Raw genomic sequence first — 26,712 nt, 5'->3', positions numbered from 1 at the left:
CGAGAGCGAGGCGAGCACAGAGTAGCTAGAATAACCTGACACGCCCTATCGATCAGGAGGTCGATTGGAGCTATCGTGCGCTTCAATGGACGGCGTACTGGTCTCGGTTCTGTCGGGACGCTTCAATCAGAATTTCCTTGACCGGCTTGTTCGGTCGCGAGCAAGCTTCGCTTAGGACAATTCTCCACAGGATGTCGGCACGCTCTGCCTCCTCGTGAGAAAACTTCCAGGCGTTAAAGCGTAAATTGAAAGAAATCTTGGTCCCTGTATCCACAAAACCTACGTTCAGCGCTCTCTTCAAATTGGGTGTTCCTGCATTTGAAAGGCGTTGAGAAACAACGCCTTCGAAACAAGGAAGCGGCTCCGCCGTTTGATAATTCATTGCCACATCGGCAATTGGTTGTGAAAAGACCCCGCTGGCACCCGCGATATCGTTATAGAGTTGCTCGAAGGGATATTCTTGATGGTCGTAAGCCTGGTTCATTTCCGTTTGAACCGTTGAAACGAGATCGCCGAAGCTGCACTTGTCGTCGAGCCTAACTATTATCGGGATATAATTATAGAGGCGCCCAACGACGGACGAGAGCGAAGAGTTTCGGCGATTTGCGGCCGCGAGGAGAATGACCAGATTGGCCGAGCTGCTCAGTTCTTTGATCAATAGCGCGGTGACCACTAGAAACACTGAAAGCGGCGTGGCCTGAGCGCGTTTCGCGATATCGTGAACGGCATCTCGAGTGCTGCTATCAATGATATGATCGAATCTTCGCTCTGGAACTGTTAAGCCATCAGGCGGCGGCTCTTTCGAAAGATTCCCAAAAGGTAAGCTTGGGAGATCCAGTAATTTCTTCCTCCAGAACTGCCGTTGTCCATTGAGTTCTTTGCGGACCTCTTCACTGCCGATCCAGCGGGCATAGTCAACAAATCCAATACCGCCGCTGGACGGATGTTTCGTTGGCACTTTATCGCCGTTGTAAAGCAACTCGAGTTGGTCGATCACCAGGCCCATAGACCAGCCATCAATTGCAATATGGTGGAAAACAAGGATAAGGATAACATCGCCGTTCGCGGCGCTCAGATATCCGCATCTGAACGGAGGCCCATTGCGTAGATCAAAGGGCTTCGCGCAAAATCTTTCAATGACAGAAGGCATTTTGTCGTCGCCAACCGGAGAAGGGTCGAGCTTGTCGAGTTCACTTGGGGGGTAGTTGAACGCGGCAATTTTTACTTCATCGCCATGCTCAATAAAGCGTAGGCCAAGGCTATCGTTCCGAACCTGGAGTTCGCGAATGGCGGCTCTGAGAGTTTCCAGATTCATTGCAGACGAGCATCGATATATTCGGGAAAGGTTTTCCGAGACATGATCCCGTAAAACAACCGCCTGTTTGAATATTCGGGTCTGCCCGGGCGTTGCATTGCAGTACGGTTCGCCGCTACTTGGAACGATGGGAGCTAGGAGACCTTTGGCCCCCGCCTTTTTCGTTGCCTCCAGGAACTTTGCCAAGCGGCCTATTGTTTGTCGCTGAAAAATGGTCTCCACTGAAAGCTGTGTCCCAAAGACCTGTTGAAGTTGAGCGACAAGTTGCATGGCGATGAGTGAGTGACCACCGAGATCGAAAAAGTTGTCGTCGAGCCCTATGGGTTCCACCTTTAGAACGTTCTGCCATATATCCACAAGCGCTCGCTCGGTGTCGGTTCGCGGCGTGACGTGCGATTTGCGCCCTTGGTGCTCAGGATCTGGCAAAGCACTCTTGTCGAGCTTTCCATTGACTGTCAGAGGAAGAGCCTGCAGCGGCACGATAGCTGACGGTATCATGTAGTCCGGCAGGATGGTCTGAACAAATACTCGGAGGTCTGCGATGTCGAGTTCAACGCCGGCTGCGGGGATAACGTAAGCGACGAGGCGAGACGCCTCGGCGCCGCCATAGATGCGCGCGATAACTGCGGCCTGCTGCACGGAGGGATGACGGGCCAGGGCGGTCTCAACCTCACCGGGTTCGATGCGATACCCGCGGATCTTGACTTGTTGATCGGCCCGGCCGAGGAAGATCAGCTGGCCGTCCTCACGCCAGCGGGCCCGATCTCCCGTTCGATAGAGGCGCTCGCCTTTCCCGAATGGACTCGCGACGAACCGCTCCGCCGTCAGATCGGGCCGGCCGAGATAGCCGCGTGCGACGCCAGCGCCTCCAATGAAAATCTCACCCGCAACGCCGATCGGTACTTCCTGCATCTCGCCATCTAAAAGGTACAAGGACAGGCCTGAGAGACGCTTACCGATGGGGCTCATGTGGCTTAGCGTTAAGTCGTCCTTCGTCATCTTTCTAAATGTCGCATGGACGGTGATTTCGGTAATTCCATACATGTTGATGAGCTCTGCCTTGTGACCACAGATATCCCACCAACGCTCGAGGTCGTGAGGCCACAACGTCTCTCCTCCAAATATAACGTAACGCAACCGATTGGAGGTAGAGAAGGCGGGGAACGTCTCAAGGTTTTCGCAGACCCTGCGAAAGGCGGCTGGGGTCTGACTGAGGATTGTAATTTGCTGGTCTGTGATGAGGCGCAAAAATCCTTGCGGGTCTCTTGTAGTCGCTTTCGGAACAATGACCAGTTTTGCTCCGGTGAGAAGTGCGCCCCACATCTCCCAAACCGAAAAATCAAATGCGAAAGAGTGAAAGAGGCTCCAGACGTCTGAGGAACCAAAGGTTATCTCGGTAGCTACCTCGTCAAGCAGACGCAGGACATTTCTGTGATCGATCGCGACCCCCTTTGGCTTTCCGGTTGAGCCGGAAGTATAGATCACGTAAGCGGTCGCGCTCGAGGGAATGGGGGGAAGCACCAGCCATTCTTTTACGGTCCCAGCGTTTTCGACTCTGGCTGGGATATTGATCGTTTGCTTGAAGGTCGGCTCGAAACGGAAGTCGCTCGGAACGACGACGAACAAGATCGCCGAATTCTCGACCATGTACGCTAAGCGCTCCGGCGGATGTTCCGGATCGATAGGCACATAGTACGCCCCTGCTTTGAGGATTCCCAGCATACCGATCACCGTTTCCACGTCGCGCAGGGCGAGGATTCCAATTGGGTCTCCTGGTCTCACCCCGGAACGAGTTAAGCGCCGCGCGAGATCATCAGAATACAGGTCCAGCTGGAAGTAGCTCAGTTCGTCGTCACCGCAGACGACCGCAGTCTTATCGGCCGATAAGGTCACTTGTGTTCGGAAGCGCTCATGGATGGATCCCTGATGCGCAGGGGGCCGTAGCGACAGATTTAGCTCGGATAGGAATTTCTGCTCGATCTTTGAGAGGAAATTGATTTTTCGGAAAGAGCGTGTGGGGTCGTCGATCGCGTTCTGGAGGAAGTTCTTGAAGTGCTCGACGAACCGTTCGGCGGTGGTGCGCAGGAAAAGGTCAGTCGCAAAGTCGAGCCGACCCTGATAGGTAGAGCCGGTTTTTTCCAGATATATGGCAAGGTCGAATTTGATGAACGGGCGCCGATTGATGGCGAACCACTCAACCGCAAGCCCATGCATGATCGGAAGCGGTTCGGGCTCGCCCTGGAGCGTAAGGGTGGTCTGCAGGAGAGGTGTGCGCCCGGCCGTCCTCGGCAAGTTCAGAGCCTCAACGATCTTCTCGAACGGGACCTCCTGATTGGCATATGCTTCAAGCGCAGAGGCCCGGACCCGTTCAAGAAGCTCCGTGAATGATGGGGCGTTACTCAAGTCGACCCGTATCGGCAGAGTGTTGACGAAAAATCCGATGACATTTTCCATCTGTTGATAGGTGCGCCCAGAAACCGGTGAACCCACGATGATATCGTCTGCTTCGGTCCATCGACTGAGCAAAGCTTGATAGACCGCGAGGAAGACCATGTAGGGTGTGACTTTGTGCTCCCGGCAGAAGGGTTCGAGTTTCTCCACAAGTTCGATTGGAAGGTCGAAGCTGACGCTGTCGCCTTGGAAAGTTGGGGCCGACGGGATCGAGTAATCTGTCGGAAGCTCGAGCGGCTCCGGCGCATGCGCAAGGGTCTGGCACCACGATTGAAGTTGATCTTCGAGTGCCTGCGATGAAAGCGCGCGCCGCTGCCAACTGGCATAGTCGCTATATTGGATCTGCAGATCCGGCAGCGTTGGTGGTACTCCACGCTGTAAAGCATCATATGTAAGCAGAAGCTCGCGAGCTAGTAGACCTGCGGACCACCCATCGAAGGCGATGTGATGGATAACCGCTAGAAATATGAATTCCTCTGGCGCGACCTTGATCACGGAAACACGCAAGATCTCCGAGGAAGGCTCCATGCCTTTCGCAAGTTGCCCGTCGATCCACCTGGCCAATTCCAAAGTTGCGTCGTGTCGTCCAGAGAAGTCAACGAACCCTACCTCCACCTCATGCTGGCACGCGCTGAGCATCGGCGTCCCGTCGGCAGCCGTCCGCACTAGGGTCCGCAACACCTCGTGGCGAGAGACCACACCACGCAATGCAGTCTGGACCAAATCCAGATCGACTTTGCCCACGAACCGAAGTGCGAAGGGGACATTATAGCTGGCACTGGCCGCAGGCTCGATCTGGTTATACAGCCACAATCGCTCCTGCCCAAAAGAAACCTCCTCTTTCGAAGCCGCTCCCCATATCGGCCCCGAAATCCCCGTAGATTTTTGCTTGTTTACGGCTCGAAGAAAAGTTTCAGCCACCTCAGAAAGTGCCATTTGTCGATGCCCTCAATCTGTCCATCTGGACTTGATGATAATCGACGGCCCCACCGAAGAATTAATATCGCGAAATATAATATAGAAAATTGCCAGTATTTCGGGAAATGTTTGTCTATAGTCGACCTACAGCAGCCAAAGTCTCCGTTGCACACATGTTGATAGGAGGTCGAATGACGCAGCAACCCGAAGGCTATCGACGCAAAGCTGAAGCTGTGGACCACGAACTGGCCGTCATTATTGACAAGGCTCTTTTTCGTCACCCCACCGAGACATTCCCGCCGAGCCATGAGCGAGAGGTTCGGCCATATGACTACTGGAAGTTCGCTCGCCTCAAAGCGGCCTTCGAAGCGGCTGATTTCATGGAGAATCATTTTCCTCTTGCCGCTAATTTGATAAACCGCGTTGATCTGCTTCAGCACGCGTGTTCGATAGTAAATTCTACCGGTGACGCTCTGGAGTTCGGGGTGATGGATGGCCGGACTCTCAAGGTCATTTGCGAGGCGCTCCCCCATCATTCCGTTTACGGATTTGATTCTTTCCTTGGTCTACCCGAGGACTGGAGGCATGACCGCCGAAAGGGCGAGTTCAGTCGAGGCGGGAGCGTGCCGGCCGGGCTGCCGCCAACAGCGACGATCATCCCTGGAATGTTCGCTGAAACGATACCGTCTTACCTCGCGGAAACGGCCTCGAACGATCTCAGTCTGCTCCATATTGACTGTGACTTGTATAGTAGTACCCGCGATGTCCTCTTCGGCCTCCGCACCCGGATCGGGCCCGGGACGATCATCGTCTTCGACGAATTCCTGAACTACCCTGGATGGCGGGAGCATGAGTACAAAGCACTTACTGAATTCGTCAGTGAAAGCGGAGCCGCTTTCGAATATGTGGCATTCGCCTCAAGCTACCTCTCGGTAGCGATCAGGATTACGAGAAGAGGATCATAGCCGCCAACTCCGGCTGCGGTGACCCTTATCTGAAGCGAATTCACTCGCCGGTTAGCAGGCTACTCCCATATATAGACTACTTAAAATGGTAGCTTGCGCCGTGCCTCAATCTGCGTTTTGTATATGAGGACATGATGAGGAACGACGCTGTTCAACGGATCGCCGCTATATTGCGGAGAGAGGATGCTAATGCCCTCAAATGCCTCCCATGAAGCTAGATCCAGCGCTGCTATTTACTCGCAGTTGAAGGAGATGGTGGTCAGCTACGCATTTTCGCCTTCACAGCAACTGCAACCGTGGAGCCTGGCCGATGCATTTAAAGTCAGCGCCACACCTGTACGAGAAGCCCTCATTCGCTTGAATGCGGAGGGGCTGGTACTGACCCATCCCAACAAGGGCTTTTTTATGAAGCCTTTGAATGTATCGGAAAACTGCGAACTCTACATGCTCCGTTCGCAATTGGTGAAATGCTCGGTGGAACACATTATTGAGCATGCTAAGACTGCGACACTTAATCGGCTGACCGAGGGGTGGCTATTTCACCTCGATGCAATCCGAGAAGGGGGTGCTTCTGCCCTTTCCAGCCTCGAGCTTTTTTTCGAGGACTGTCTTCGAGCCGCAGGTTCTGGAGCTTGCTTCGAAGTAGTCCGCGGCGTCCACGAGAAAACGCGCTATCTCCGGTCGCTTTTCATTGAGCAAGAATCGCAAGCAGCCGTCTATATCGAAATTCTAGAGGCGCTCGTGCACGCTGTACGCGAGAGGAACAAGCAGGCGGCCGCGGCAAAACTGCACGACGAACTAGAATTGAAACTCAAATGTGTCCCGGGGCTTTGCGATGCAGGACTTATTCGGGCCTTTAGGTGCCAGTAGCTCCTGCTACCGGGTTACCCCAGCCGGCGGCGCGAGGCCCGAACCACGGGTTACTCATTCTGAAACAGAGGTGAGAGCCAAGCGTTTTGTGTTTGTTATCGACCGGTACATCGGCCACCTCAACGGAACTCTGGGTCTCGCCCAGCGCCTCTACGAAGCCGGCAATCAAGTTACCTATATAGTCTCCCCAAGCGCTGCTCATCATTTCCGCGGGCAGCCCTTCGGTGTTGTTTCCTTTAAATGGCTGGAGGGCACCAAAAAGCAACGAAGCATCGCCGATGCCTTCTTTCGCCGGGGTACCATTGCCGACCGTCGCAATGCTCGATTGATGGCCATACAGTCTGACATCGCACTTTTCGTGGAGCGTAATGCTCCCGACCTCATAGTATTTGACCCGTTCCTTCTGAAATATCTGCCATTCTTCGATAAGACGGGAGCAAAGTGTGTGTCCGTCAGCACCAAGCCGCTGTTGACACGTTCACCGATGACACCTCCCTACACGTCCACGCTAGTGCCTAAAGCCGGGAAGGCAGGTCAGCTACGCGTCGCTTTAGCATGGAAGAGACAAGAACTTTCCTATTTTTGGTACTGCCTAAAGGAGTCAGTAAATCATCTGATTTTTGCAGATAATCGTTGGCTCGAAGAGGCGGCTATCGAAAAACTCGCGGGGGGCAAATTCCGCCGCATGGATCGTCCTGTTCGTTTCGATATGCGATACGCCGGCGTGCCCGAAATTGTCCTGCAGGCCAGAGAATTTGATTTCCCAAGGGAACCGGAAAATCTTGGTCCGGCAATTTTTGTGGGACCGTGCGTGCGGCAATCTGCTGACACTTCGGATATCTCCGAATTTGTTCCTGAAGGGGATGGTCCCTTGGTTCTCTGTTCGCTTGGAACCGTGCGGCGCGCTTCTCATGCACATATCGTGCCCTTCTATCTCGATGTGATCAAGGCTCTCGGGAACTCAGAATACCGCCTCGTTATCGCGGCGGGTTCTGCGGAAGATGTTGCGGCAATCCAAATGAGCGATCATTTGTCGTACAGTAACGTGCGAGTACATCCCTGGATACCACAGCAAGAAATCTTGAAGGCCTGTTCGCTGCTGATCACACACGGCGGCGGCGGATCCCTGAAGGAAGCATTCGCGATCGGAGTACCTGTTTTGGTCTATCCCATGCGCGCCGACCAACCCGGCTGTGGGGCTCGGGTTAAGTTTCATGGCCTGGGCGAATCTTCAAGCCTTAAACGGGCGACGCCGCGAAGCATACGACGGGCTGTTGAGGCCATTTTGCAGAATGAACGTTACAAAGCAAACTGCGAGAAACTTGCCGAAACCTACCGTCGTTACGACGCCGAGCGCACTGCCGTAACTGTTCTTACAACGCTCGCCACTCCCATGTGTGATCATAACTTCGACGGAGAGAGGATATGACGGGTTCAATTGCGATGCCGTTTAAACGGGTCTACCCAATCAAACCAGAGCAACGCGTCATTTTTATTCATATCCCTAAGTGTGGGGGCACCTCTGTGCACGACTTTCTGGAGGCATCGACGCCTCTGCGACAAAAGCAGTCGGCTGCAGCACAGCTGTCTCAATATTGTGAACACCGCCTACACAAACATATCAAAGCTCGTGATCTTTACACAATTGTCGGAAGCGACCTTTGGGAAAGCACCGGCCGGTTGGCAGTTGTGCGCAACCCGTGGGACCTGATGGTTTCCAGTTATTGCTGGTGGCTTGAGAAAGCGCATCGTTTTTCCAGCTTACGCAACGACGCGTTTGTGGTCGCTAAACTCGGCGACTTCTCAAGCTTCATCATGTCTGAATATGGGGGCAATCGTATCAACGAATGCGAAGGAAATCCGCAGGACTGGTTCATGGACGAGAAAGGGGCGGACATGGTAACAAGTGTCGCTCGGTTTGAAACTCTGGAAGAAGATCTGGCTCTCTTTTGTAAAAAGGCGGAAATTGTTCCGGGAAAAGCATTGGCGCGGCTAAACTTCACTGTTCGAACTGGCTACCGAGATTACTATAACACTGAAACGCGCAATATAGTAGCCAAGCGGTTCGACTATGTGATCGATCGTTTTGGATATGGGTTCTAATCGTATCTCTCGGCAATAAACTGGAATATATTTACCATTCCACTTTCCACTCCACCCTCGGTGTGACCAAGTATCTCGTCATATTCAATCACCGCGGTGCTAGCCCTGTGAATCTTATCCGGGAATTCATCGATCGACTACAGTTGATGGTCGACATCACGCCAGAGAGCGATGAGGTTTCTCTTCCTCCCGACCTTAAGAGCTTTTACCTTTTTTTTATCCGCCAGACTTGGCGCCCTTTGGCCGCTATACTGGTACTAGGAACCATAACAGCTGTGATCGATACGATGATACCAGCGGCGATAGCCTATTTCATCAGGACATCACTAAACGGCGCAAACCAGTTATCCTCCTATACGGTTCCCATCATCGTGTTCTTCGTGGCGTTTCATCCGGCCGTTTCGACGCTGCATCGCTTGTTTACGAACCATGCAATTTCAGCAAATCTGCCGACCCTTGTTCGCTGGCAGAGCCACACGCATATCGCTCGGCAACCCATTTCGTTCTTCCACAGTGACCTTTCCGGCCGGCTGGCTAGCCGAGTTTTGCAGACCGGTCCAGCTTTAAGAGATACCATCGTAACTGCGACGACGTCTGTCTGGTATATCGTCGTCTTCGCGGGAAGTTCGTTGTTTATGTTGGCAAACGCCGACTTAGTACTCGCAGTGCCTGTAACGATCTGGATACTGATTTATACGAGCCTGCTGGCCTGCTTCCTCCCTCGTCTGAAACAACAATCGCGAGAGATGTCAAAAATGCGGTCGTCTGTTACGGCGAGGCTTGTTGACACCTACGCTAACATCCAGACTATAAAGCTGTATTCTGGAGCGGGTGCTGAGAATGATTTTATCCGGGAGGGGCTCCGTGAGCACAACCAGACCTATCAAGCACTGCTCACGCAGAATAGCATATTTAGCAGTTTATTGGCATTTCTAAATGGCGGGCTGATAGGCAGCACATTGGGTCTATCGTTATGGCTCGCTGGCAAAGGCGAGGTGGAGCCCAGTCAGTTCGCGCTAATCATCCCGCTCGTGTGGCATATCGCTAGTGCTTCTGTGAACGTCACTCAACAGCTGTCGTCGATTTTTGAGAACATAGGTGTTGTTCAAGAAGGCATCCGATCCATAGCGCGACCCATTCCGCCCGAGAACAAAAACACGCAAACGCCGTTGGATTTAACAGACACATCGATCAAATTCGATCGAGTCTCCTTCCGCTACCCTTCTTCTGACTCACAAGTAGAAGACATAACATTTGTAGTGCCCGAAGGTAGGCGCCTGGCAATCGTTGGCCCATCAGGAGCCGGGAAATCCACCATTATAAACCTCCTGCTCCGGCTACATAAAGCTGACTCGGGGTCAATTACTATCGGCGACCGATCAATTACCGATATCACCAACGGTAGCCTGCGTTCCACGATGGCAGTGGTGTCGCAGGAAACGGCCATTCTGAGTCGGTCAGTTCTGGATAACATTCGGTTCGGAAAGCCCGGCGCGAGCCTCGCCGCTGTTCAGAATGCCGCGAGCCTTGCCGGTGCTTGCGAATTCATTGAGGAGCTACGGGATACTCAGGGGAGATGCGGCTATAACGCCCATATCGGCGAGCGCGGAGTGAAGCTTTCCGGTGGACAGAGACAGCGGCTCGCGCTTGCCAGAGCGTTGCTGAAGGACGCGCCGATCCTTATTTTGGATGAGGCTACGTCGAGCTTGGATGTGTTGTCCGAAGCTGGGCTGCGCAAAAAGTTGGAAAATCACCTGCAGGGAAAGTCGGTCATCGCGATAGCCCACAGAATAGAGACAATAGTCGGCTACGATGAAATTCTTGTTCTCAAGGACGGTCGCATTGTAGAACGCGGCGCGCATGCTGATCTGCTGGCCCATCAGGGCACATACCACGCGATGTGGATTGAGCAAAGTGGCCGCGGAGCGGGGTCGGGCCTAATTGTCTCCGCTGAATCGCGCATGTAGGGACATAATTTTACGGAATATATTCGGAAATATTCCGGCCCCGTCACTTAACAAGAAACACAACTGAACTCTATTGTCGGTTCACCTCGTATTATTGTGTCAAAAATTCCTTCCTGAAAGAAGATGTAATGTCTTGCTCGGCAGCAAACGGATTGAACATCGGAATCGTTGGAGCAGGAAAAATGGGCGCGCCAATCGCCCGGCGACTGGCAGACGGCGGCTACAATGTCACAATCTGTGATATCGATCCGACTGCCACTGAGTTATTGAAGAGGGCTGGGTTCCGAGCCTTATCGAGCGCACGTGATCTAGCTACAAGTTGTGAAGTCATACTAGGATGCGTGAGTGGCCCCGGTTCTTACTGGAGCGTGACCGGTGGCCCAGACGGTATTTTGCACGGCGATCGTGTGCACACATACATCAACGTCGGGACGACCGGCCCCGAGCTGGCCGCCAAAATAGAAGGGACGCTCGCTGAGCGAGAGATCCAAACATTGGATGCGCCTGTCACAGGCGGGCCGCGACGAGCTCAACGCGGCGAGCTCGCTGCAATGGTGAGCGGCCCTTCTGCGCTCGCGGAGAGCCTGAAACCCATCCTCGAATCCTACGCATCCAAGATCGTTTACGTTGGCGATGCCGTCGGTCAAGCCCAATATCTGAAGGTGGCCAATAATCTTATTACCGCCGGTAATCTGGTGATAGCTCTTGAAGCCCTGACGCTCGCCAGCAAAGTCGGTATCTCGCCCGGTGTATTCCTTGAGGTAATCAACGCTGGATCCGCAGCGAGTGATGTCACCCTCGTCAAACTTCCCAACCATGTTCTCACGAGAACGTTCGACTTCGGCGCCAGCCTTGCGCTGGTCGACCATGATGTGTCGGCCTGCCTTGCCGCCGCAGAAACCGCGGGGGTCGAAATGGCGGTGGGACAGGCCATACAAGCTATCTACCGCGAGGCAATCGCCAGCAGCGGTCCTTTGGCAGACCTGACGATCGTAGCGAAACTCTTGGAAGAACGGGTCGGCGCCGGCTTTCGCAACGAGGAGTCGCCTGGCGGTTGGGACGGGGTTCCTTAGACCGGTTCGGCGTTTGAGGACATTAAATTCTATCGCCGTTCAAATGGAGGGCAGCATGTCTGATTTGATCCGAGAAAGCGCTCAAAGGAGCCAGGTGATCATTCATGAGGAGATAGCGCGCGACGGAGCTCAGGGCAAAACTCTCCTGAATGGGGATCAGCGAGTGCAGATCGCAAGACGACAATCCGCATTGTTCGGCACCGCGGCTATGCACCATCTCGTCTTCAATGCTGGTTTCCCGAGCGCAGGTAAAGAGGAGTTCCGCGCAACCCGCCAGGTCGCGGAGGAGGTTGAAGAATGCTACATTGGCGCCGCCGGGCGCGCTATCCGCGAGGATATAGATCTTCTCTTATCAGCAGTCGATGGGGCGAAGTTTCCCCGAATATTTATAGCCGTTCCAGCTTCCGACCGAATGGCTCAGACTATGATGCATTGCGACGGAGCACAGGCAGCAAAATCAGCCGTCGACATGGTGCGGTATGCGAAAGATAAGCGGCCCGAGCTATGCGTCGACGTAGCACTTGCGGATGCCTGTCGTAGCGACCCAGGTCGCGTTGCCGATACTGCCGTGGCGTTGACTGGAGCAGGCATGTCCATGGCTATAGTATGTGACACCGTTGGCTCCTTGTATCCATCAGAAAGTAGGACTTACTATCGTGACCTTGTCGGAAGTGTTGGCAGCGAAGTAGGTTTTGTGGCGCACATGCACAATGACCTCGGCTTTGGGCTTGTGAACACGCTCGAAGCCCTCTCCGCTGGCGTTTACGGTCTTACAAGCTCGTGGCTCTCTCTTGGAGAAAGAGCAGGGATGGCGGCCACCGAACAATTGCTATTCATCCTCGGGTTTCAACCTGAGGCTTTTGCTAAGAGGTTCGGAGTTCGAGCGCCTTTGTGGCGCCAGGAAATTAACCTAAAAATGCTCCCATCTTTGGCTCGCTATGTGAGCGACGTTTCCGGGCGGCCTCTAGGAGCGACCGACCCAATTGTAGGTACAGGCGTGAACTCGATCTCGACTGGAACGCCATTCACGAATCCAGATTTGTTTCAACCGTTTAATCCGCAGACGGTTCTCGGTATCCCGCCACAAGTCCATCTTACTGCCCTTGCAAGCACACGTGTTATTGCGGCCGTGGCGACAGAGCTCGGGTTCTCGCTGAGTAATGACGAAATTTCGTCGTCACTAAACTGGGTAAAAGCTGAAGCTTTTAGCCGCGGATCAGGAGTCTTGGGAAAGGAAGATTTCCAAGCATATCTGCACGAACAGGGGTTCGGAAGAGGCTCAGACCAGAACGACTTAAAAGAGCGAAAAGTACTGTTCGCCTGATCGGAGACTGTGTTGTCTGAGACGGATATGAGCGAGTAATTCAGTAAACGGGAGCAGTCGATCATGTCAGACATTGAAGAATTCGGATCGTCACGGTCTCTTACAGATCTGCGGGACAACGTTGCTCAGGCAAGTTGCCTTTACGATCTCGTCCGGAGAACAGCTGATACTGTGCCTGACTCTCCCGCCATCAAATTTTCCGGCAGACACCTGACCTACGCAGATCTGGTAGCTCAAGCTGAAAACCTCGCGCAACGCCTCGCTCGCATAGGCATCGAACATGGCGACGTCGTCGCTGTCGCCATTCCCCGGTCTTTCGACATGATCGTTGGCCTTCTTGGGATCTTGGCCCGTGGAGCGGCATTCGTTGCGATCGATCCTCAGTTTCCGCGCGAGCGTATCAACTTGATGCTCACCATCTCGGCCGCGAAGGCAGTGGTGACCATCGGAGACACAAAGGCGGCATTTCTTTCGGCGGGCCTGCTCGTCGTAGATTTGGGGGAGGGCTTGGACGAGCTAAATTGTTCGATAGATGTTGGTGGAGACCGCGTCGCGGCCGCTTATGTCGCATTTACATCTGGCTCGACCGGTCAGCCAAAGGCTGTAACGGCGTCGCATGGGGCTGTCCTCAATTATCTTCAATATCTTATATCGGAATATGGCGTGAACGACCGCGACACCGCCTTGAACATATCCGCACTGACATTCGATGCGGCAATTCGCGATATTTTCACTCCGTTGGCGGTCGGAGGTACTTTGGTAATCCCAGCCCAAACCTCTACTCGGGATATTGAACCATATGAAGACGCGTTGCGGTCCGGAGAGATATCCGCGATCCTCAGCATAACGCCGTCGCTCCTTGGCTTACTTTGTGACCAGCTCAGCCAAGAGGACTGGTCAAGATCGGTTAGGCTGATCTTGGTCAGCGGCGAGATCTTCGAACCACGGCTCCTGGAGAAGGTTCAGCGTGTTTTCGGCACCGATGCAGTTATCGTAAACCAGTATGGTCCAACCGAATGCACAATGACTACGACCTATTTCCCAATCCCTAGGGATTTCCAAGGGGAAATCATTCCAGTCGGAAAGCCAATTAACAATGCATTCGTCCACCTCGTTGACGCGGAAATGCGGGAAGTCCCCAACGGCGTCGTCGGTGAGATCTACATTGGAGGGGCAGGCGTCGCACGCGGTTATCTCGGTCGCCCCGACCTCACCGCCGAGCGATTTGTCGCCAGCCCCTTCCATAAAGGCGACCTTCTTTTCCGGACTGGAGATCAAGCGCGCATCCGCGAGGACGGACAATTGATCTTCCTCGGCAGAGCCGACCAACAGATCAAAATACGGGGTAACCGTATTGAGCCCGGCGAGGTTGAAACCGCCTTGGCGCGGCACCCATCAGTGGATCATGCCGCAGTTCTTGCGCGCGTCTACGGCAATGCCGATTCGGCTCGCCTTGTTGCCTATGTCGTGCCAGCTGGGGACTTCAAAGTTGACACTGACGGTCTCAGAGCATTTCTTCAGGACATTCTGCCGGACTACATGATTCCGTCTGCTGTTGTTACAGTTCAGGCGCTCCCCCTCTCCGTTAATGGCAAGCTCGATCGTAGCGCTCTGCCTGATCCTGAGAACCCGAGCGGGATTGAACAAGTTCTCCCACGGACCGACATCGAGAGGGTAATCGCCGAAATATGGCAGGACGTTCTTAAAGTCGCTCCGATCGGAGTCCATGAGACTTTCTTCGAGCTTGGCGGTCATTCTCTTATGGCGATGCGGCTTCACTCTCGCATCCAGCGGGACTTTCAAGTCAAACTCCCTCTGCCGACAATATTCGAGTTTCCCACGATCGAGAAGTTGGCCGCTGTCGTTGACGCATATGTCACTAAGCGAGAGCAGGACATCTTTGCCCGAGCGCAGTTGCTTGCTAGCGAGGAACAGAGTGGACGATAGCGCAACCGATTCGGAACGAAACGCTCGTCTCAGAGCACTGGTCGAACAAGAGACGGCGGCGTTTTCCGAGACGATTTCGGGGCCGATATGGGGAGCGGCTTCGAAAGAGGAGGTTTCTTTTGGGCAGGAGCGATTGTGGCTGTATAACCAGATCGAGCCTGCGGCCAGTGCCAGCTATAATGTCCCCTTCGCACTTCGGTTCGTGGGCAAAGTCGATCTGGATTTGGTCCAGACTGCATTGCGTGGTGTGGTCTCTCGCCACGAGGTGTTGCGGACCCTAGTGCGGACGGCTGCCGACGGGACGCCGATGCTCAGCGCGTGCCAGCATGAGGTGGAGGTAGGGTTCGTTGACTTCTCTGGACGACACGACGCAACTTTGGAATTGGCCAGGTGGATCGACGGGCAACTTGCGAAAGGCATGGAGCCTTCCTCGGAGATCTTGCGTGTTTCCGTGATCAAGGTCGCGCCAGAGGAATTCATATTTCTAGCGGTTATCCATCACATCGCCTTCGATGGGTGGTCCGCAGGTCTACTAGCTCGCGAGCTTCTGCTTACATATGATGCTTTACAGCGTGGAGTACCACCAACGCTGCCGGATCTGCAGATCCAATATAGCGACTATGCCAGTTGGCAGCGGCGCGCGCTTTCATCGCAGGCACTCGAAGATCAACTTCAATCGTGGTGCCAGACCCTTGCGCATGCGCCGGAGCCGCTCGAGCTTCCGACAGATTACTCGATCCCGTCGGCCCCAACTTTCCAAGGCGACAGCGTCAGCTTCGACCTTCCAATCGAACTTGTGGAGAAACTCGAACCCTTCTGCCGGGAGCACAAAGTCACACCCTACATGGTCTTCCTCGCGGTCTATCAAGCTTTGCTCAGTCGATGGACCGAAGCAGACGATATCATCGTGGGTTCACCGGTTTCTGGGCGCACCTATCAACAGATGGAAAATGTCATCGGATTTTTCGTCAACACTCTGCCGATACGGGTCGACTTGAGTAACGCCCCATCATTCACGGAGCTTCTTGAACGGGTCCGGGCCTCTGCGCTTGAAGCATATGCCAATCAGGAGGTCCCGTTCGAGAAGATCGTTGAGGCTCTGAACTTGCCGAGGACGGCCGGGCGCACACCTCTCCTGCAGACCACCCTTACGCTCCAGGGCGAGCCCGAACCGCTTCCGATCATGCATGGGCTTGCGGTTGAGTGGTTCGCCATCAATCGGCGCCCGTTCATCAAATTCGACCTTGCCATATATCTGGAAAAAACCGGCTCTACCTATCAGGGTCGGCTCGACTTTGCGACTGACCTTTTCCTGCGCACCACCGCCGAACGGTTCGTCGAGCACTTCAAGAACTTCCTCCAGAACGCGATCGACGACCCCACACGCTCTTTCCGAAAAATCAATTTCCTCTCAAAGATCGAGCTTGAAATACTCAAAAGCTACTCTGGGAGAGCTTCCTTGAGCGAGGCTTCTTCATTTTCCGTGGTTGAAAGAATTTATCACTGCGCTCAGGTGCACGGGTCGCGTCGAGCTATCGATGATGGAACACAAGCACTAACATACATCGAGTTCATGGCTCTGGTCGGCAAGATTTCAGGTCGCCTAGTTTCACTGGGGGTGCAGCCAGGCGCAATAGTCGGCGTAGAAACCATTCGATCTGTGGTGACCGTCGCCACGATCGTCTCGCTCATGCAGATTAAAGCGGTTTACGTCCCTTTAGACTCCCGACTGCCCCAGGCACGCATCGAAGTAGTTCTAACAACCGCTCGATGCGGATTGGTCATCTGTGACAAGATTAAGGTTTCCTCGGAACGTGAGTACATCCAATTCGAAGAACTCATATCCTGTCGAAACGCCGATGGCCGCCCTAAACTTCTCTCCCTTTCTGAGAGAGACGTCGCGGCCATCTACTTCACCTCAGGATCAAGTGGCCAGCCCAAGGCCGTGATGTCAACTTTCACCGGAATCGCGAACTATTTCCGGTTTCTGGACCAAAGTTTTGGCCTCGATCATAGTGATGTTATAGTACAGATCCCGACAATGGGTTTCGATGCGTCGCTCCGGGACCTAATTTATCCTCTTACGATTGGCGCGAGCTGCATCCTACTCGATCAAGAATCTGCACGGGATCCAGAGCATCTTTTCGATAAGATTGCTTTCTATCAACCGAGCGCCCTGTTGAGCATAACTCCGTCGTATTTGCATGCATTGATAGAGTGCTCCTCTTCCAATCCTGAAGCTCTCGGGAGCCTTAGGATCGTGCTCACCTCCGGCGAGCCGCTCCTTCCCAAGCTCGCGGTCAGCTTGCTTCGTAGCGGGCGAGACCTCAAACTCGTCAACTTGTACGGGCCGACAGAATGTACCATGACGACGACATACTTTCCGATCGTCCAAACTTGCGATGAAGCCTCTATTCCTATCGGCAAACCAATCGGCAACGCCGTCGTTCAGTTGCTCGACCGTGAGATGCAGGAAGTACCGATCGGCGTTGCGGGTGAGATTTTCATTGGAGGCGCTGGCGTCGCACGCGGCTATCTCGGCCGGCCCGATCTGACGGCGGAGCGGTTCGTCGCGAGTCCATTCGGGAAAGGCGAGCGCCTCTATCGAACGGGAGATCGGGCCCGCTGGCGTGAGGACGGCCAGCTGATCTTCCTCGGCCGGGCCGATCAACAAGTCAAGATCCGCGGGTATCGCATCGAACCCGGTGAGGTTGAGACCGCCCTGGCCCGTCATCCCTCCGTGCAGCAGGCCGCAGTTATCGCGCGCATCTATGGCGGCGCCGAGGCGTCTCGCCTCGTCGCTTACGTTATCCCCGCAGCCGGCGTTGAACTCGACATCGCAGACCTCCGAGTATTTGTTCAGACCATCCTGCCGGACTACATGATACCGTCAGCTATCGTGCCGCTGCAGGCTCTTCCTCTGACAGTCAATGGAAAGCTCGACAAGAGTGCTTTGCCGGATCCTGAGCACCAAGGGCGCAAATCGCACGTCCCGCCGAGGACTGCTTTCGAGCAAGTGGTAGCGAATATTTGGCAGGAGATCCTGAACGTTCCCTCGGTCAGCGTTGATGACAGCTTTTTCGATCTAGGGGGCCACTCACTCAGTGCCGCTCGCATGCTATCAAAATTGCGAAGCACTTTAGGAGTTGAAATTCCGCTCCGCACGATCTTCGACAAGCAAACGCTCGGTGCCTTTTCCGACCACAATATCTCTTATTTACCAGCAGAGCTCCGGGATCTTGCAGCTCGGAGAGTTTGAGCGCTCACATAATATATTTAATAAAATAGCGCGCACATTACTTTCGCGCGGGCAATATGTTGCTAACATCTCTCAATGGTAATCGTTGTCACATATTAGCCTAGTGACTGAAAGTCCCCTCCAGATTGTTATCCTCATCAGGGTCGCAATTCCCGAATCTCGTTGGGTGCGGCATCATCCCGCCATGCTTCAGAGAAAGGAGGGAGACATTTGGTGACGCTTTGATTTACGGAGTCCATGATGGGAACAGATTACTGCACTGACCCCCATCTGCGAGAACCGGAAGGTTATCTCGGCATATGCAATCGCGATTGTTCGAACTGCGGGCGGATGGGAGCTGAATTCGAAAGCAAGATTGTAGATGAGCAGAAAATCCCCTCGGTCGAGTTCGTTGGTATCTTAGGAGGCATGGGTCCGTTAGCAACACTCGACCTTCTCAAGAAAATCGCGGACCAAACAGAGGGAGATCGAGATCAGGATCACATTCCAATGATTGTTCTTGCTGATCCCTCAACACCAGATCGGACCGCCTCTATTCTAGACGAAAATGCTCCCTCGAGCCTTCCATTCATTTTGAGCGCGATCGAAAAGCTGAATCGATCCGGCGCCAGCGTAATTGCGATGCCATGCAACACCGCTCACCATTGGCTCGCCGAGATTAGGGAAATATCCAAGGCTCCGATTTTGAACATGGTCGAGCTTACGTGTCGCCACATCACCGGGATGCTGCCTCGAGGGTCGGTTGTCGGTATTCTCGGAACGCAGGGAACGATCTCCGCCGGAATCTATCAGCATGGCTTAAGCGAAGTCGGGCTGCAATCGATTGTGCCTTCTGAGAGCGCGTGCGCTGGCGTTTCAAATGCGATCGACGCGGTTAAAGCTAATAGGGTCGACGAGGGCAAAGAGGCCTTGTCCCTTGCATTAACTGAGCTCGCTGACGCTGGAGCCGCCGCGTCGGTCTTGGCTTGCACAGAGTTGCCCCTAATATGGGATTTGATCGCCGCGTCAGCGACGGTCGACATGCACGTCGTTGACCCCACGGCAATCCTGGCGCGAGAGTGTCTCAGGGCTGGAGAAGAGCTCAGATTGAAAAATCGCTCCCGTTTTTCTACGGATTGTTCACATGGTCTCGGGGAACGGTGATGGCTGACGGCACCGGCAAGTCCACCAATTACCCCTTTTTGAATCGAATGGCACGGCGAGCTCCCGATCGTCCACCTATGGACGAACCCTTCATCAATATGGCGTTGAATGAGAACCCAGCCGGCTCTGATCCGAGGGTGGTCAAGGCCCTTCTAGACTTTAACGTGGACATGTCTCGTTATCCGGATGGCGGCTGCTCAGCGTTGAAGGATGCGATAGCCAACAAGTTCTCGGTCTCCCGTGCGTGCATCGCGATCGGAAACGGCACCGACGATTTGCTGGACCTCGCAGCCAGAGCGTTGCTCTTGCCTGGACGCAACGCCATATTTTGCGAGCACGCCTTCACTGCGTATCGGAAGGCGACTGAACTCGCCGGCGCGCGCAGTATAACCGTCTCCGAATGTGGATGGGAGACGGATCTGGCGGGCATCGCACGCGCGGTAGATCCGGATACGTCTATGATATTCATCTCGAACCCCAGCAACCCGGCACCAGGCTTCTTCACCGAGGCCGCCTTCGTCGCATTTCTCAAGGAAATCCCAAGCTCGGTTACGGTCGTTCTTGATGAAGCATATGTTGAATTCGTTGAGCCTCTTCGACGAATCGGGTCCGCGCGGCTGGCGCAACGCGCTTCAAACCTTTTGGTGCTGCGAACTTTTTCGAAGGCCTACGGTCTCGCAGGGCTTCGGCTTGGTTTCGGAATTGGATCAGAGGCGCTGATAGAAAAAATACACGCGGTGCGGCAGCCATTCTCGATCGGGTCGATCAATCAATACCTTGGCGTAGTCGCTCTGGAAGACGACCAATTTGTTGGAGCATCTTGCGCTCGCAATCGCAACGCCATGGCTAAGCTTGTCGAAGGCCTCGCAGCACTAGACTTCAAAGTTGAGGCATCGGACGCAAATTTCATCATTCTTCAATCTGACCTAGCCGAAGCCATCCAGCGATTTCTCCTCGAGCGCGGCATTGCCGTACGCGGTCTTGCGTCCTATGGGTGGCCCCAAGCTCTGAGGATCACCGTTGGATTAGAACACCAGAATATGAGGCTCATTGAACAACTAACGAAGTTCAGAGCCGGATAGGCGAAATGATGGCCTCGTCCGCCGACAGGGGTGGTCAAGCGTGGTCCCGATTCCGGGTTCTAAGAAAGTCTCCGCGACGGTCGCTTTCCCTTGGACATACTGGAGTTCGAAGTCACGAAGGTGTTGTAATCCGACACCCAGAGCTTTGAGATAAGCCTCCTTCTGCGTCCACACGTGGAGAGTGGCATCAGATTTTGAGCAGGAGTACTGCACCATCGTTGCCTCGACCAACCGCTGCTCAGAGCGCGAGAAGAAGGCAGAAGCAATCGACACGTCATCCGCTTGGCCTACCGCTTCGACATCAACTCCGATTTTTGGATGTCTGGTAATAGCGACGACCGCGATCTCTCTCGAGGAGGAGCAACTAAAAAAGATACCGTCGTGACTGTTGATGTACGGCTTGCCACTGCTACCGACATGAATTTGGACTGTATTTGCGGGTATTCCAAGGTAGATGCTCAGGACGGATCTCAGGAAACCTTTACGGACCAGGAATGCACGACGGTCGACGAGGTGGCGAAATCCGTCGGCCCTCGACCGTTCACCAACGGTCGTGAGAGCCAATGCCCACGTTTCATGGCGCGCCTCATGCTGGTTGATAAACCAACATTCCACGCTTTGATCGGAAAGCTTCCTCATACAGTCCCGTCCTCGGAAATCGAACCTGTTCGATGTTGGATTGCATGATATCGGTGACTCGCTCATCTCAGTCAGCTTCAGCTCCACCCTAGTTGAACAACATCAGCATGACTCGGATCAAGGGGATGGGCTGATAATGGAGAAAGGCTCAAGTAAAGATGGTGAGATACTTCTGTCACTAAAGCGATCCTACGCGACTTTATTTTCTATTATATATCTTTCTCTAACTTGGATTTGTATCAGGGCTTGCATATCATCCTACGCGAATGAGGCCCTGCTCCCTATATTTCTGTGGCTTCTAAAGGTACATGGTCCCTCCTCATCCATCTATAATGGCGCGACCGCCGTATCGGAACTGTGCGCCACGAACGAAGGCAGTCTCGATGAAGAACCCATTTGAAGACGACGCCCGCGAGTTTTTGGTGCTCGTCAACGATCACCGTCAGTATTCGCTTTGGCCAAATTCATTTTCGATCCCTTCAGGCTGGAAAACTGCCTGTGGCCCTGGCAGTCGTGCGTCCTGTATTGAGTTTGTGAACGTGACTTGGGAAGATCTTAGGCCAGGGAACACGACTGGCATTAACGCCGAGAGCACGGGACGCTTAGATCATTAACAGCATGACGCTCGTCCGCTTTGCTCGTGCCAGGTAGTAATCCTCGTTCGAGCAGGTTGCCTGATGACATCAGAATATGATCGCATGGCTGAAGGACGCGCTTAGTCGGCAGCAGATTAAGAGCATGCCATGGACATCGAGATCGGAAAACGGCAGGGCCTCAAATTTCAAGCAGAACTCAGCACTTGACTGCGCCTCGCGAACCCCGGATCAAAATGGAGGAACCCTCATGGATAGCCACCACCAAAAGGCAACGAAAGACCACAGCACGTCGCCATTCGGGCTTGGCACCTTTTCCTCAGGGGAAATCGAGGTTCTATGCGTTTCAGCTAGTGTGGGCAATCCAAACACTATATCCGATGCGATCGCGTCATATCACGAAGTCGAGGCGCGGGTCATAGCGCATCTGAACAAGTCTGGGGCCATCCTTTTTCGTGGCTTCTCAATGACTGATGCTCCCACGCTGCGGAGGTTTGCTTCTGAGACTTCCGATGGGCTATGGGGATACGTCAATGGTAACTCCCCAAGGACAAAACTCGGGGACGGTATCTATACTGCATCAGAATACCCACCGCATCTTCCAATATCGTTGCATAACGAACTATCTTATTCCGCGACTTGGCCGGGAAGGATCTATTTCTCTTGCCCTCAACCTGCCGCTGTTGGCGGTATGGCGTGCATGGCGGACTCAAGAACGATATTCGAATGCATGCCCGAAAAAGTCATTGACCTTTTCGAAAAGCATGGCGGTGTCCGTTACGTGAGGGTTCTGCCAGGTAGTCCGGGCTTTGGGGCAACTTGGCAGCAGACATTTGATACGGAAGACCTGTCAGAGGTTAGACGGTTCTGCCAGGAAAACGAAAACTTGCTCGAAATTCTTGACGGCGGCTATATTCGCGTGAGCAACGTCACGCCGGCGTACCGGGTTGACCCTGAGAGTGGACGGCGGATCTGGTTTAATCAGGCCGATCAATTCCATCCTTCAGGACTTCCCGGGGACACTTATGAAGCTCTCCTGGATATATACGACGGTAATGAGTCCCTCTTCCCGCAAAATGCATCCTTCGGCGACGGCACTGCTTTCCCACCGGAGCTGCTCGCGGATATCCGTTCGATACAAGAGACTTGTCAAAGAACCTTCCCATGGGAAGCGAATGATGTGCTGATTCTCAATAATTCGCTCGTGGCCCACGGTCGACTACCATTTGAAGGTCCGAGACAACTGTATGTGGCGCTTACACGCTAGGGGACGGAAGGTCGATCCGGTATCGGGATGAGCGTGCCGGCCTTGACCGTTACAAAGGCGTACAGAGCGGATTGGTTTAATCCGTGCGACTAGATCGGCCTCGCGCCTCGGTCCCTGCATCCCATTCATTCATTGGCTTTTAAATTATGCCACTAAATTATGCCGCGCCCCAGGCAACGAAGGGCGGGTTCGAAAAGTCGTGGCCGCTCTCCTGGTACCGCTTGCCATAGAGTAATGGTGTACCATCCAGCAACGCAGTAGTGCCTCCAGCCGCCCTTAGAACAGCATCTCCGGCAGCGGTGTCCCATTCCATAGTTCGACCGAAACGGGGATAGACATCAACTATACCCGAAGCCACTAAGCAGAACTTTAACGACGACCCTACCGTTCGGCATATTTCGACGCCATTTGCGTTTAGAAACATCCGGGTATCTGGGCTATTGTGAGAGCGGCTCACGGCAGCAACTGGCGGGTTCTTTCGTGGACGAACTTTGATCGGCGCTCGGCGCACAATTCGCTCATGTTCGGCGATGTTTAAAGCTTCCGCCTTTCCCCGCTCAGCTGAAAACGCGATTCCCAGGGCTGGGGCATACACGACGCCCCCGACAGGTTGACCGTCATCGATCAAAGCTATGTTTACGGTAAATTCGCCGGTGCGGTCGACGAACTCGATGGTCCCATCTAGTGGATCCACGAGGAAGAAGCGTCCACCATGTATGTTGGGAATTTTTCCGGTCGAGGCGGCTTCTTCAGCCACAATGGGAATGTCTGGAAATGGACCAGCAAGCAGGTCTCGAATGATAATTTCGGCCTGTAAGTCAGCCTCCGTAACAAGTGAGCCATCGGCCTTCTCTTGGACCGAACACCCACTTCGATATAATTCGAGAATTGATCGTCCCGCGTTTAACGCGGCGGCTTCAAGAGCCTCTATCATGTGAACGATCTAGCCTGAAGGTAAGAGAACAGCTGCAATGCGAGGTCGTTGGCACTGTGGTCGACGGTCTCGAGCCGAATATCCGGGCTCTCGGGCACTTCATAGGGTGAGCTAAAGCCAGTAAAGTTGGCCAACTCTCCGAGCATTGCCTTTTTGTACAGACCCTTTGGGTCGCGCCTGACACATTCTTCGATCGGCGTATCGACGAACACCTCGATGAACTCGCCGTGGACCATCAAGCGGCGCGCCATTTGCCGCTCTGAATTGAAGGGGGAGATCAGCGAGACCAAAACAATCAGGCCCGCGTCCGCCATCAGATTGGCGACTTCGGCCACCCTCCGAATGTTCTCCACCCTGTCCTCCGCAGTAAAGCCGAGATCCTTACTGAGACCGTGACGGACATTGTCACCGTCTAGAACGTAGGTGTGCCGGCCGGCTGCATGTAGCAGCTTCTCCAAGGAGCCAGCGATCGTAGATTTTCCGGAGCCTGAAAGGCCCGTAAACCAAACGACTGTCGACCGCTGCTGTTTCAGCTCAGCTCTTGCGTTGCGATCAACTTCCATCGCCTGCCAGTGGACGTTGTTCGCCCGGCGTAGCGCGAAATCTATCATGCCGGCGCCAACGGTGCGATTGCTTATCCGATCGATCAGGATGAAATTGCCGGTGCTCCGGTTATCGGCATAGGCGTCAAATTCGAACGGGGCCTGGACGGAAAAATTGCAAACCCCGACCGCGTTCATCTGCAGCGCCTTTGCGGCCAGATGGGCTAGGCTGTTTACGTCAACGGCATACTTCAGGGCGGTAACCGTCGCCTCTACACTGTGGGTCTCCGTTCGAAGGATATAGCTGCGGCCTGGAATCATTGGATTTGCATCGAACCAGATGAGGTGTGCTTGAAATTGATCAGCCACGTTGGGCCTATCGTTGGGAGCAACCAGTAGATTTCCCCGCGAAACATCCAGCTGATCCTTCAGAACTAGCGTTACCGCCTGTCCCTCGACTGCGCAGTCAAGCGGCCCGTCCAGAGTAACAATCTCCCTGACCTGCGTTGACCGGCCGGACCTCGCGACGGTTACGACGTCACCCACTGCGATGCAGCCCGAGGCCACTTGACCGGCGAAACCGCGAAAATCGGAATTTGGGCGAGATACATACTGCACCGGAAAACGGAACGGCTTTCGCCCATTGACCCGTTCAATCGGAATGAACTCCAGATGCTGGAGTAGATGAGGTCCATTGTACCAGGGTGTGTTACGAGAGTGACAAGTTACATTATCACCATTCCGGGCTGATATCGGGATGGGCTGGATCGTGGAGAATCCGAGACGCTCAGCGAATGCATGAAATGCGGTGACAATGGCATCAAAAGTCGCCTTATCGTACGCGACTAGATCGATTTTGTTTACAGCGAGGACAATGTGCCGGATGCCGAGCAACGAAGCGATATAGGAATGTCGCCGGGTTTGAGGGAGAATGCCTTGGCGACTGTCGATCAGCAAAACGGCGAGCTCAGCCGTCGAGGCGCCTGTCACCATGTTCCGGGTGTATTCCTCATGACCGGGCGTATCCGCAACAATGAATTTTCGTTGGTCAGTTGAAAAAAAGCGATAAGCGACGTCTATCGTGATGCCCTGCTCTCGTTCTGCTTCCAGTCCGTCAAGCAAAAGCGCGAAGTCGACCTCGCCTCCCGCAGAGCCATGAGTGCGACTGTCGCGCTCAAGGGCGGCGTACTGATCCTCGAAGATGAGTTTGGTGTCGTAGAGTAGGCGCCCAATCAGAGTCGACTTCCCGTCATCCACCGAGCCGCAGGTTAGAAATCGCAATAGGGGTTTGTTTTCCCGCGCGCGAAGGTAGTGAAGGATATTTTCGGAAGTAGGCGCCCCCCACGTTTCATCAGAAATATCCTTCACGCTTCTTTTTCTCCATAGAGGCGGCCTCATCGCCGTCGATCAACCGGCCCTGCCGCTCAGACGTCCGTCCCGCGAGCAATTCACGCAAGATATCTTCAGACGTCGTCGCTTCGGATTCCATCGCGGCCGTTAGTGGATAGCAGCCGAGCGTGCGGAAACGGACCATCATTTCCTTCACTGTTTCGCCTTTGTTTATTGGCATGCGCTCATCATCCATCATGATCAGCAAGCCATCACGCACTACAACCGGCCTCATCGCAGCAAAATACAGCGGCACGATCGAAATATTCTCCGTGAATATGTAATTCCAGATGTCAAATTCAGTCCAATTCGACAGCGGGAAAACCCGAACGGTCTCCCCGGCGCTGACGCGAGTGTTGTAGGTTTTCCACATTTCCGGTCGCTGGCCTTTCGGGTCCCAGGCATGAGACGAATTGCGAAAGGAGAGGATGCGCTCTTTGGCGCGCGACTTCTCTTCGTCGCGCCTGGCACCACCAAAGGCCGCGTCAAAGCCATACTTGTCGATCGCCTGGCGTAACGCGACTGTTTTCATCACGTGCGTATATGTTGTCGAACCGTGCACAAACGGCGAAATGCCCTGCTCGATGCCGTCCATATTGGTATGTACCAAGAGATCGAGACCTAGTTCGGCCGCAACGCGGTCACGAAAGGCGATCATTTCTTTAAATTTCCATCTGGTGTCGATATGCAGGAGCGGAAATGGCGGTCTTGCAGGATAAAATGCCTTCCTCGCCAGATGCAGCAGCACCGAGGAATCTTTACCTATTGAATAAAGCATGACTGGATTGGAAAACGTTGCCGCGACTTCGCGCAGGACGTGTATCGCTTCAGCCTCAAGCCGATGACAATGCACGGAGTTTGTAATATTCATCATCGTCTCCGACCATAGCTACGAGGCAATCTACGCTCTTCGGAATCTATTTGTTTGCGA

At 53.9% G+C, this 26,712-nt stretch carries 19 protein-coding genes; 14 read left to right on the top strand and 5 right to left on the bottom strand.

Annotated features, from left to right (window positions below):
* Positions 1-82: 82 nt before the first annotated feature.
* Entirely contained in the window at positions 83-4,702 is a 4,620-nt protein-coding gene (locus tag G6L97_RS26720; RefSeq protein ID WP_272438525.1) for a non-ribosomal peptide synthetase, read from the bottom strand.
* A gap of 173 nt (positions 4,703-4,875) precedes the next feature.
* Between G6L97_RS26720 and G6L97_RS26715 the strand changes: the two genes are divergently transcribed.
* From G6L97_RS26715 to G6L97_RS26665, 11 genes are all read left to right on the top strand, one after another.
* A complete protein-coding gene (locus tag G6L97_RS26715; RefSeq protein ID WP_174004788.1) occupies positions 4,876-5,649 on the top strand; it encodes a TylF/MycF/NovP-related O-methyltransferase in 774 nt (257 codons plus the stop codon).
* A gap of 189 nt (positions 5,650-5,838) precedes the next feature.
* Entirely contained in the window at positions 5,839-6,519 is a 681-nt protein-coding gene (locus G6L97_RS26710) for a GntR family transcriptional regulator (protein ID WP_174004786.1), read from the top strand.
* A 70-nt stretch (positions 6,520-6,589) separates the two neighbouring features.
* Entirely contained in the window at positions 6,590-7,948 is a 1,359-nt protein-coding gene (locus G6L97_RS26705) for a nucleotide disphospho-sugar-binding domain-containing protein (RefSeq protein ID WP_174004784.1), read from the top strand.
* Complete coding sequence (locus G6L97_RS26700; protein ID WP_174004782.1) at positions 7,945-8,622, top strand: sulfotransferase family 2 domain-containing protein; 678 nt, start codon at positions 7,945-7,947, stop codon at positions 8,620-8,622. Before G6L97_RS26705 ends, G6L97_RS26700 begins: the two co-directional genes overlap by 4 nt.
* A gap of 146 nt (positions 8,623-8,768) precedes the next feature.
* A complete protein-coding gene (locus G6L97_RS26695; protein ID WP_174004780.1) occupies positions 8,769-10,589 on the top strand; it encodes an ABC transporter ATP-binding protein in 1,821 nt (606 codons plus the stop codon).
* A gap of 152 nt (positions 10,590-10,741) precedes the next feature.
* Positions 10,742-11,662 (top strand): NAD(P)-dependent oxidoreductase, encoded by a 921-nt coding sequence (locus G6L97_RS26690; RefSeq protein ID WP_236773751.1) that lies wholly within the window; start codon positions 10,742-10,744, stop codon positions 11,660-11,662.
* Positions 11,663-11,717: 55 nt separating this feature from the next.
* Complete coding sequence (locus G6L97_RS26685; RefSeq protein WP_174004776.1) at positions 11,718-12,986, top strand: beta/alpha barrel domain-containing protein; 1,269 nt, start codon at positions 11,718-11,720, stop codon at positions 12,984-12,986.
* 63 nt (positions 12,987-13,049) lie between these two features.
* Positions 13,050-14,933, top strand: a complete 1,884-nt coding sequence (locus tag G6L97_RS26680) for a non-ribosomal peptide synthetase (RefSeq protein WP_174004774.1) — start codon at positions 13,050-13,052, stop codon at positions 14,931-14,933.
* Complete coding sequence (locus tag G6L97_RS26675; protein WP_272438524.1) at positions 14,923-18,192, top strand: non-ribosomal peptide synthetase; 3,270 nt, start codon at positions 14,923-14,925, stop codon at positions 18,190-18,192. Before G6L97_RS26680 ends, G6L97_RS26675 begins: the two co-directional genes overlap by 11 nt.
* Before the next feature lie 237 nt (positions 18,193-18,429).
* Complete coding sequence (cuyB, locus tag G6L97_RS26670) at positions 18,430-19,335, top strand: cysteate racemase (protein WP_174068957.1); 906 nt, start codon at positions 18,430-18,432, stop codon at positions 19,333-19,335.
* Positions 19,335-20,417, top strand: a complete 1,083-nt coding sequence (locus G6L97_RS26665; protein WP_174004557.1) for a pyridoxal phosphate-dependent aminotransferase — start codon at positions 19,335-19,337, stop codon at positions 20,415-20,417. The genes cuyB and G6L97_RS26665 overlap by 1 nt, the downstream gene beginning before the upstream one ends.
* Here G6L97_RS26665 and G6L97_RS28285 read toward each other — a convergent pair.
* Positions 20,394-20,690, bottom strand: coding sequence for a 4'-phosphopantetheinyl transferase family protein (locus tag G6L97_RS28285; protein ID WP_407655373.1), 297 nt, complete (start codon positions 20,688-20,690; stop codon positions 20,394-20,396). The two genes, G6L97_RS26665 and G6L97_RS28285, sit on opposite strands and share 24 nt — an antisense overlap.
* A gap of 9 nt (positions 20,691-20,699) precedes the next feature.
* Between G6L97_RS28285 and G6L97_RS26660 the strand changes: the two genes are divergently transcribed.
* The 3 genes from G6L97_RS26660 to G6L97_RS26650 all read left to right on the top strand — a co-directional run bounded on the left by G6L97_RS26660 (position 20,700) and on the right by G6L97_RS26650 (position 22,916).
* Complete coding sequence (locus G6L97_RS26660; protein WP_236773707.1) at positions 20,700-21,104, top strand: hypothetical protein; 405 nt, start codon at positions 20,700-20,702, stop codon at positions 21,102-21,104.
* A gap of 260 nt (positions 21,105-21,364) precedes the next feature.
* Positions 21,365-21,670 (top strand): MbtH family protein, encoded by a 306-nt coding sequence (locus tag G6L97_RS26655; RefSeq protein WP_323131709.1) that lies wholly within the window; start codon positions 21,365-21,367, stop codon positions 21,668-21,670.
* A 229-nt stretch (positions 21,671-21,899) separates the two neighbouring features.
* Positions 21,900-22,916 carry a TauD/TfdA family dioxygenase gene (locus tag G6L97_RS26650; RefSeq protein WP_174004551.1) on the top strand — a complete coding sequence of 339 codons (1,017 nt, stop codon included), beginning with the start codon at positions 21,900-21,902 and terminating at the stop codon, positions 22,914-22,916.
* 157 nt (positions 22,917-23,073) lie between these two features.
* Here G6L97_RS26650 and cysQ read toward each other — a convergent pair whose 3' ends face one another.
* The 3 genes from cysQ to cysD are packed head-to-tail and all read right to left on the bottom strand — an operon-like array spanning position 23,074 to position 26,652.
* On the bottom strand, positions 23,074-23,850 hold the full coding sequence (cysQ, locus tag G6L97_RS26645) for a 3'(2'),5'-bisphosphate nucleotidase CysQ (RefSeq protein ID WP_174004549.1): 777 nt from the start codon (positions 23,848-23,850) through the stop codon (positions 23,074-23,076).
* Positions 23,847-25,790: a sulfate adenylyltransferase subunit CysN gene (cysN, locus tag G6L97_RS26640; RefSeq protein ID WP_174004547.1), complete on the bottom strand. Its 1,944-nt coding sequence runs from the start codon at positions 25,788-25,790 to the stop codon at positions 23,847-23,849. The genes cysQ and cysN overlap by 4 nt, the downstream gene beginning before the upstream one ends.
* Positions 25,744-26,652 (bottom strand): sulfate adenylyltransferase subunit CysD, encoded by a 909-nt coding sequence (cysD, locus tag G6L97_RS26635; protein ID WP_174004545.1) that lies wholly within the window; start codon positions 26,650-26,652, stop codon positions 25,744-25,746. The genes cysN and cysD overlap by 47 nt, the downstream gene beginning before the upstream one ends.
* Positions 26,653-26,712 lie beyond the last annotated feature (60 nt).

It is taken from the genome of Agrobacterium tumefaciens, assembly GCF_013318015.2.
Lineage (GTDB): Bacteria > Pseudomonadota > Alphaproteobacteria > Rhizobiales > Rhizobiaceae > Agrobacterium > Agrobacterium tumefaciens.
Note: the sequence above shows the minus strand (reverse complement) of the source record. Positions and strands in the feature narration are given on the sequence as shown.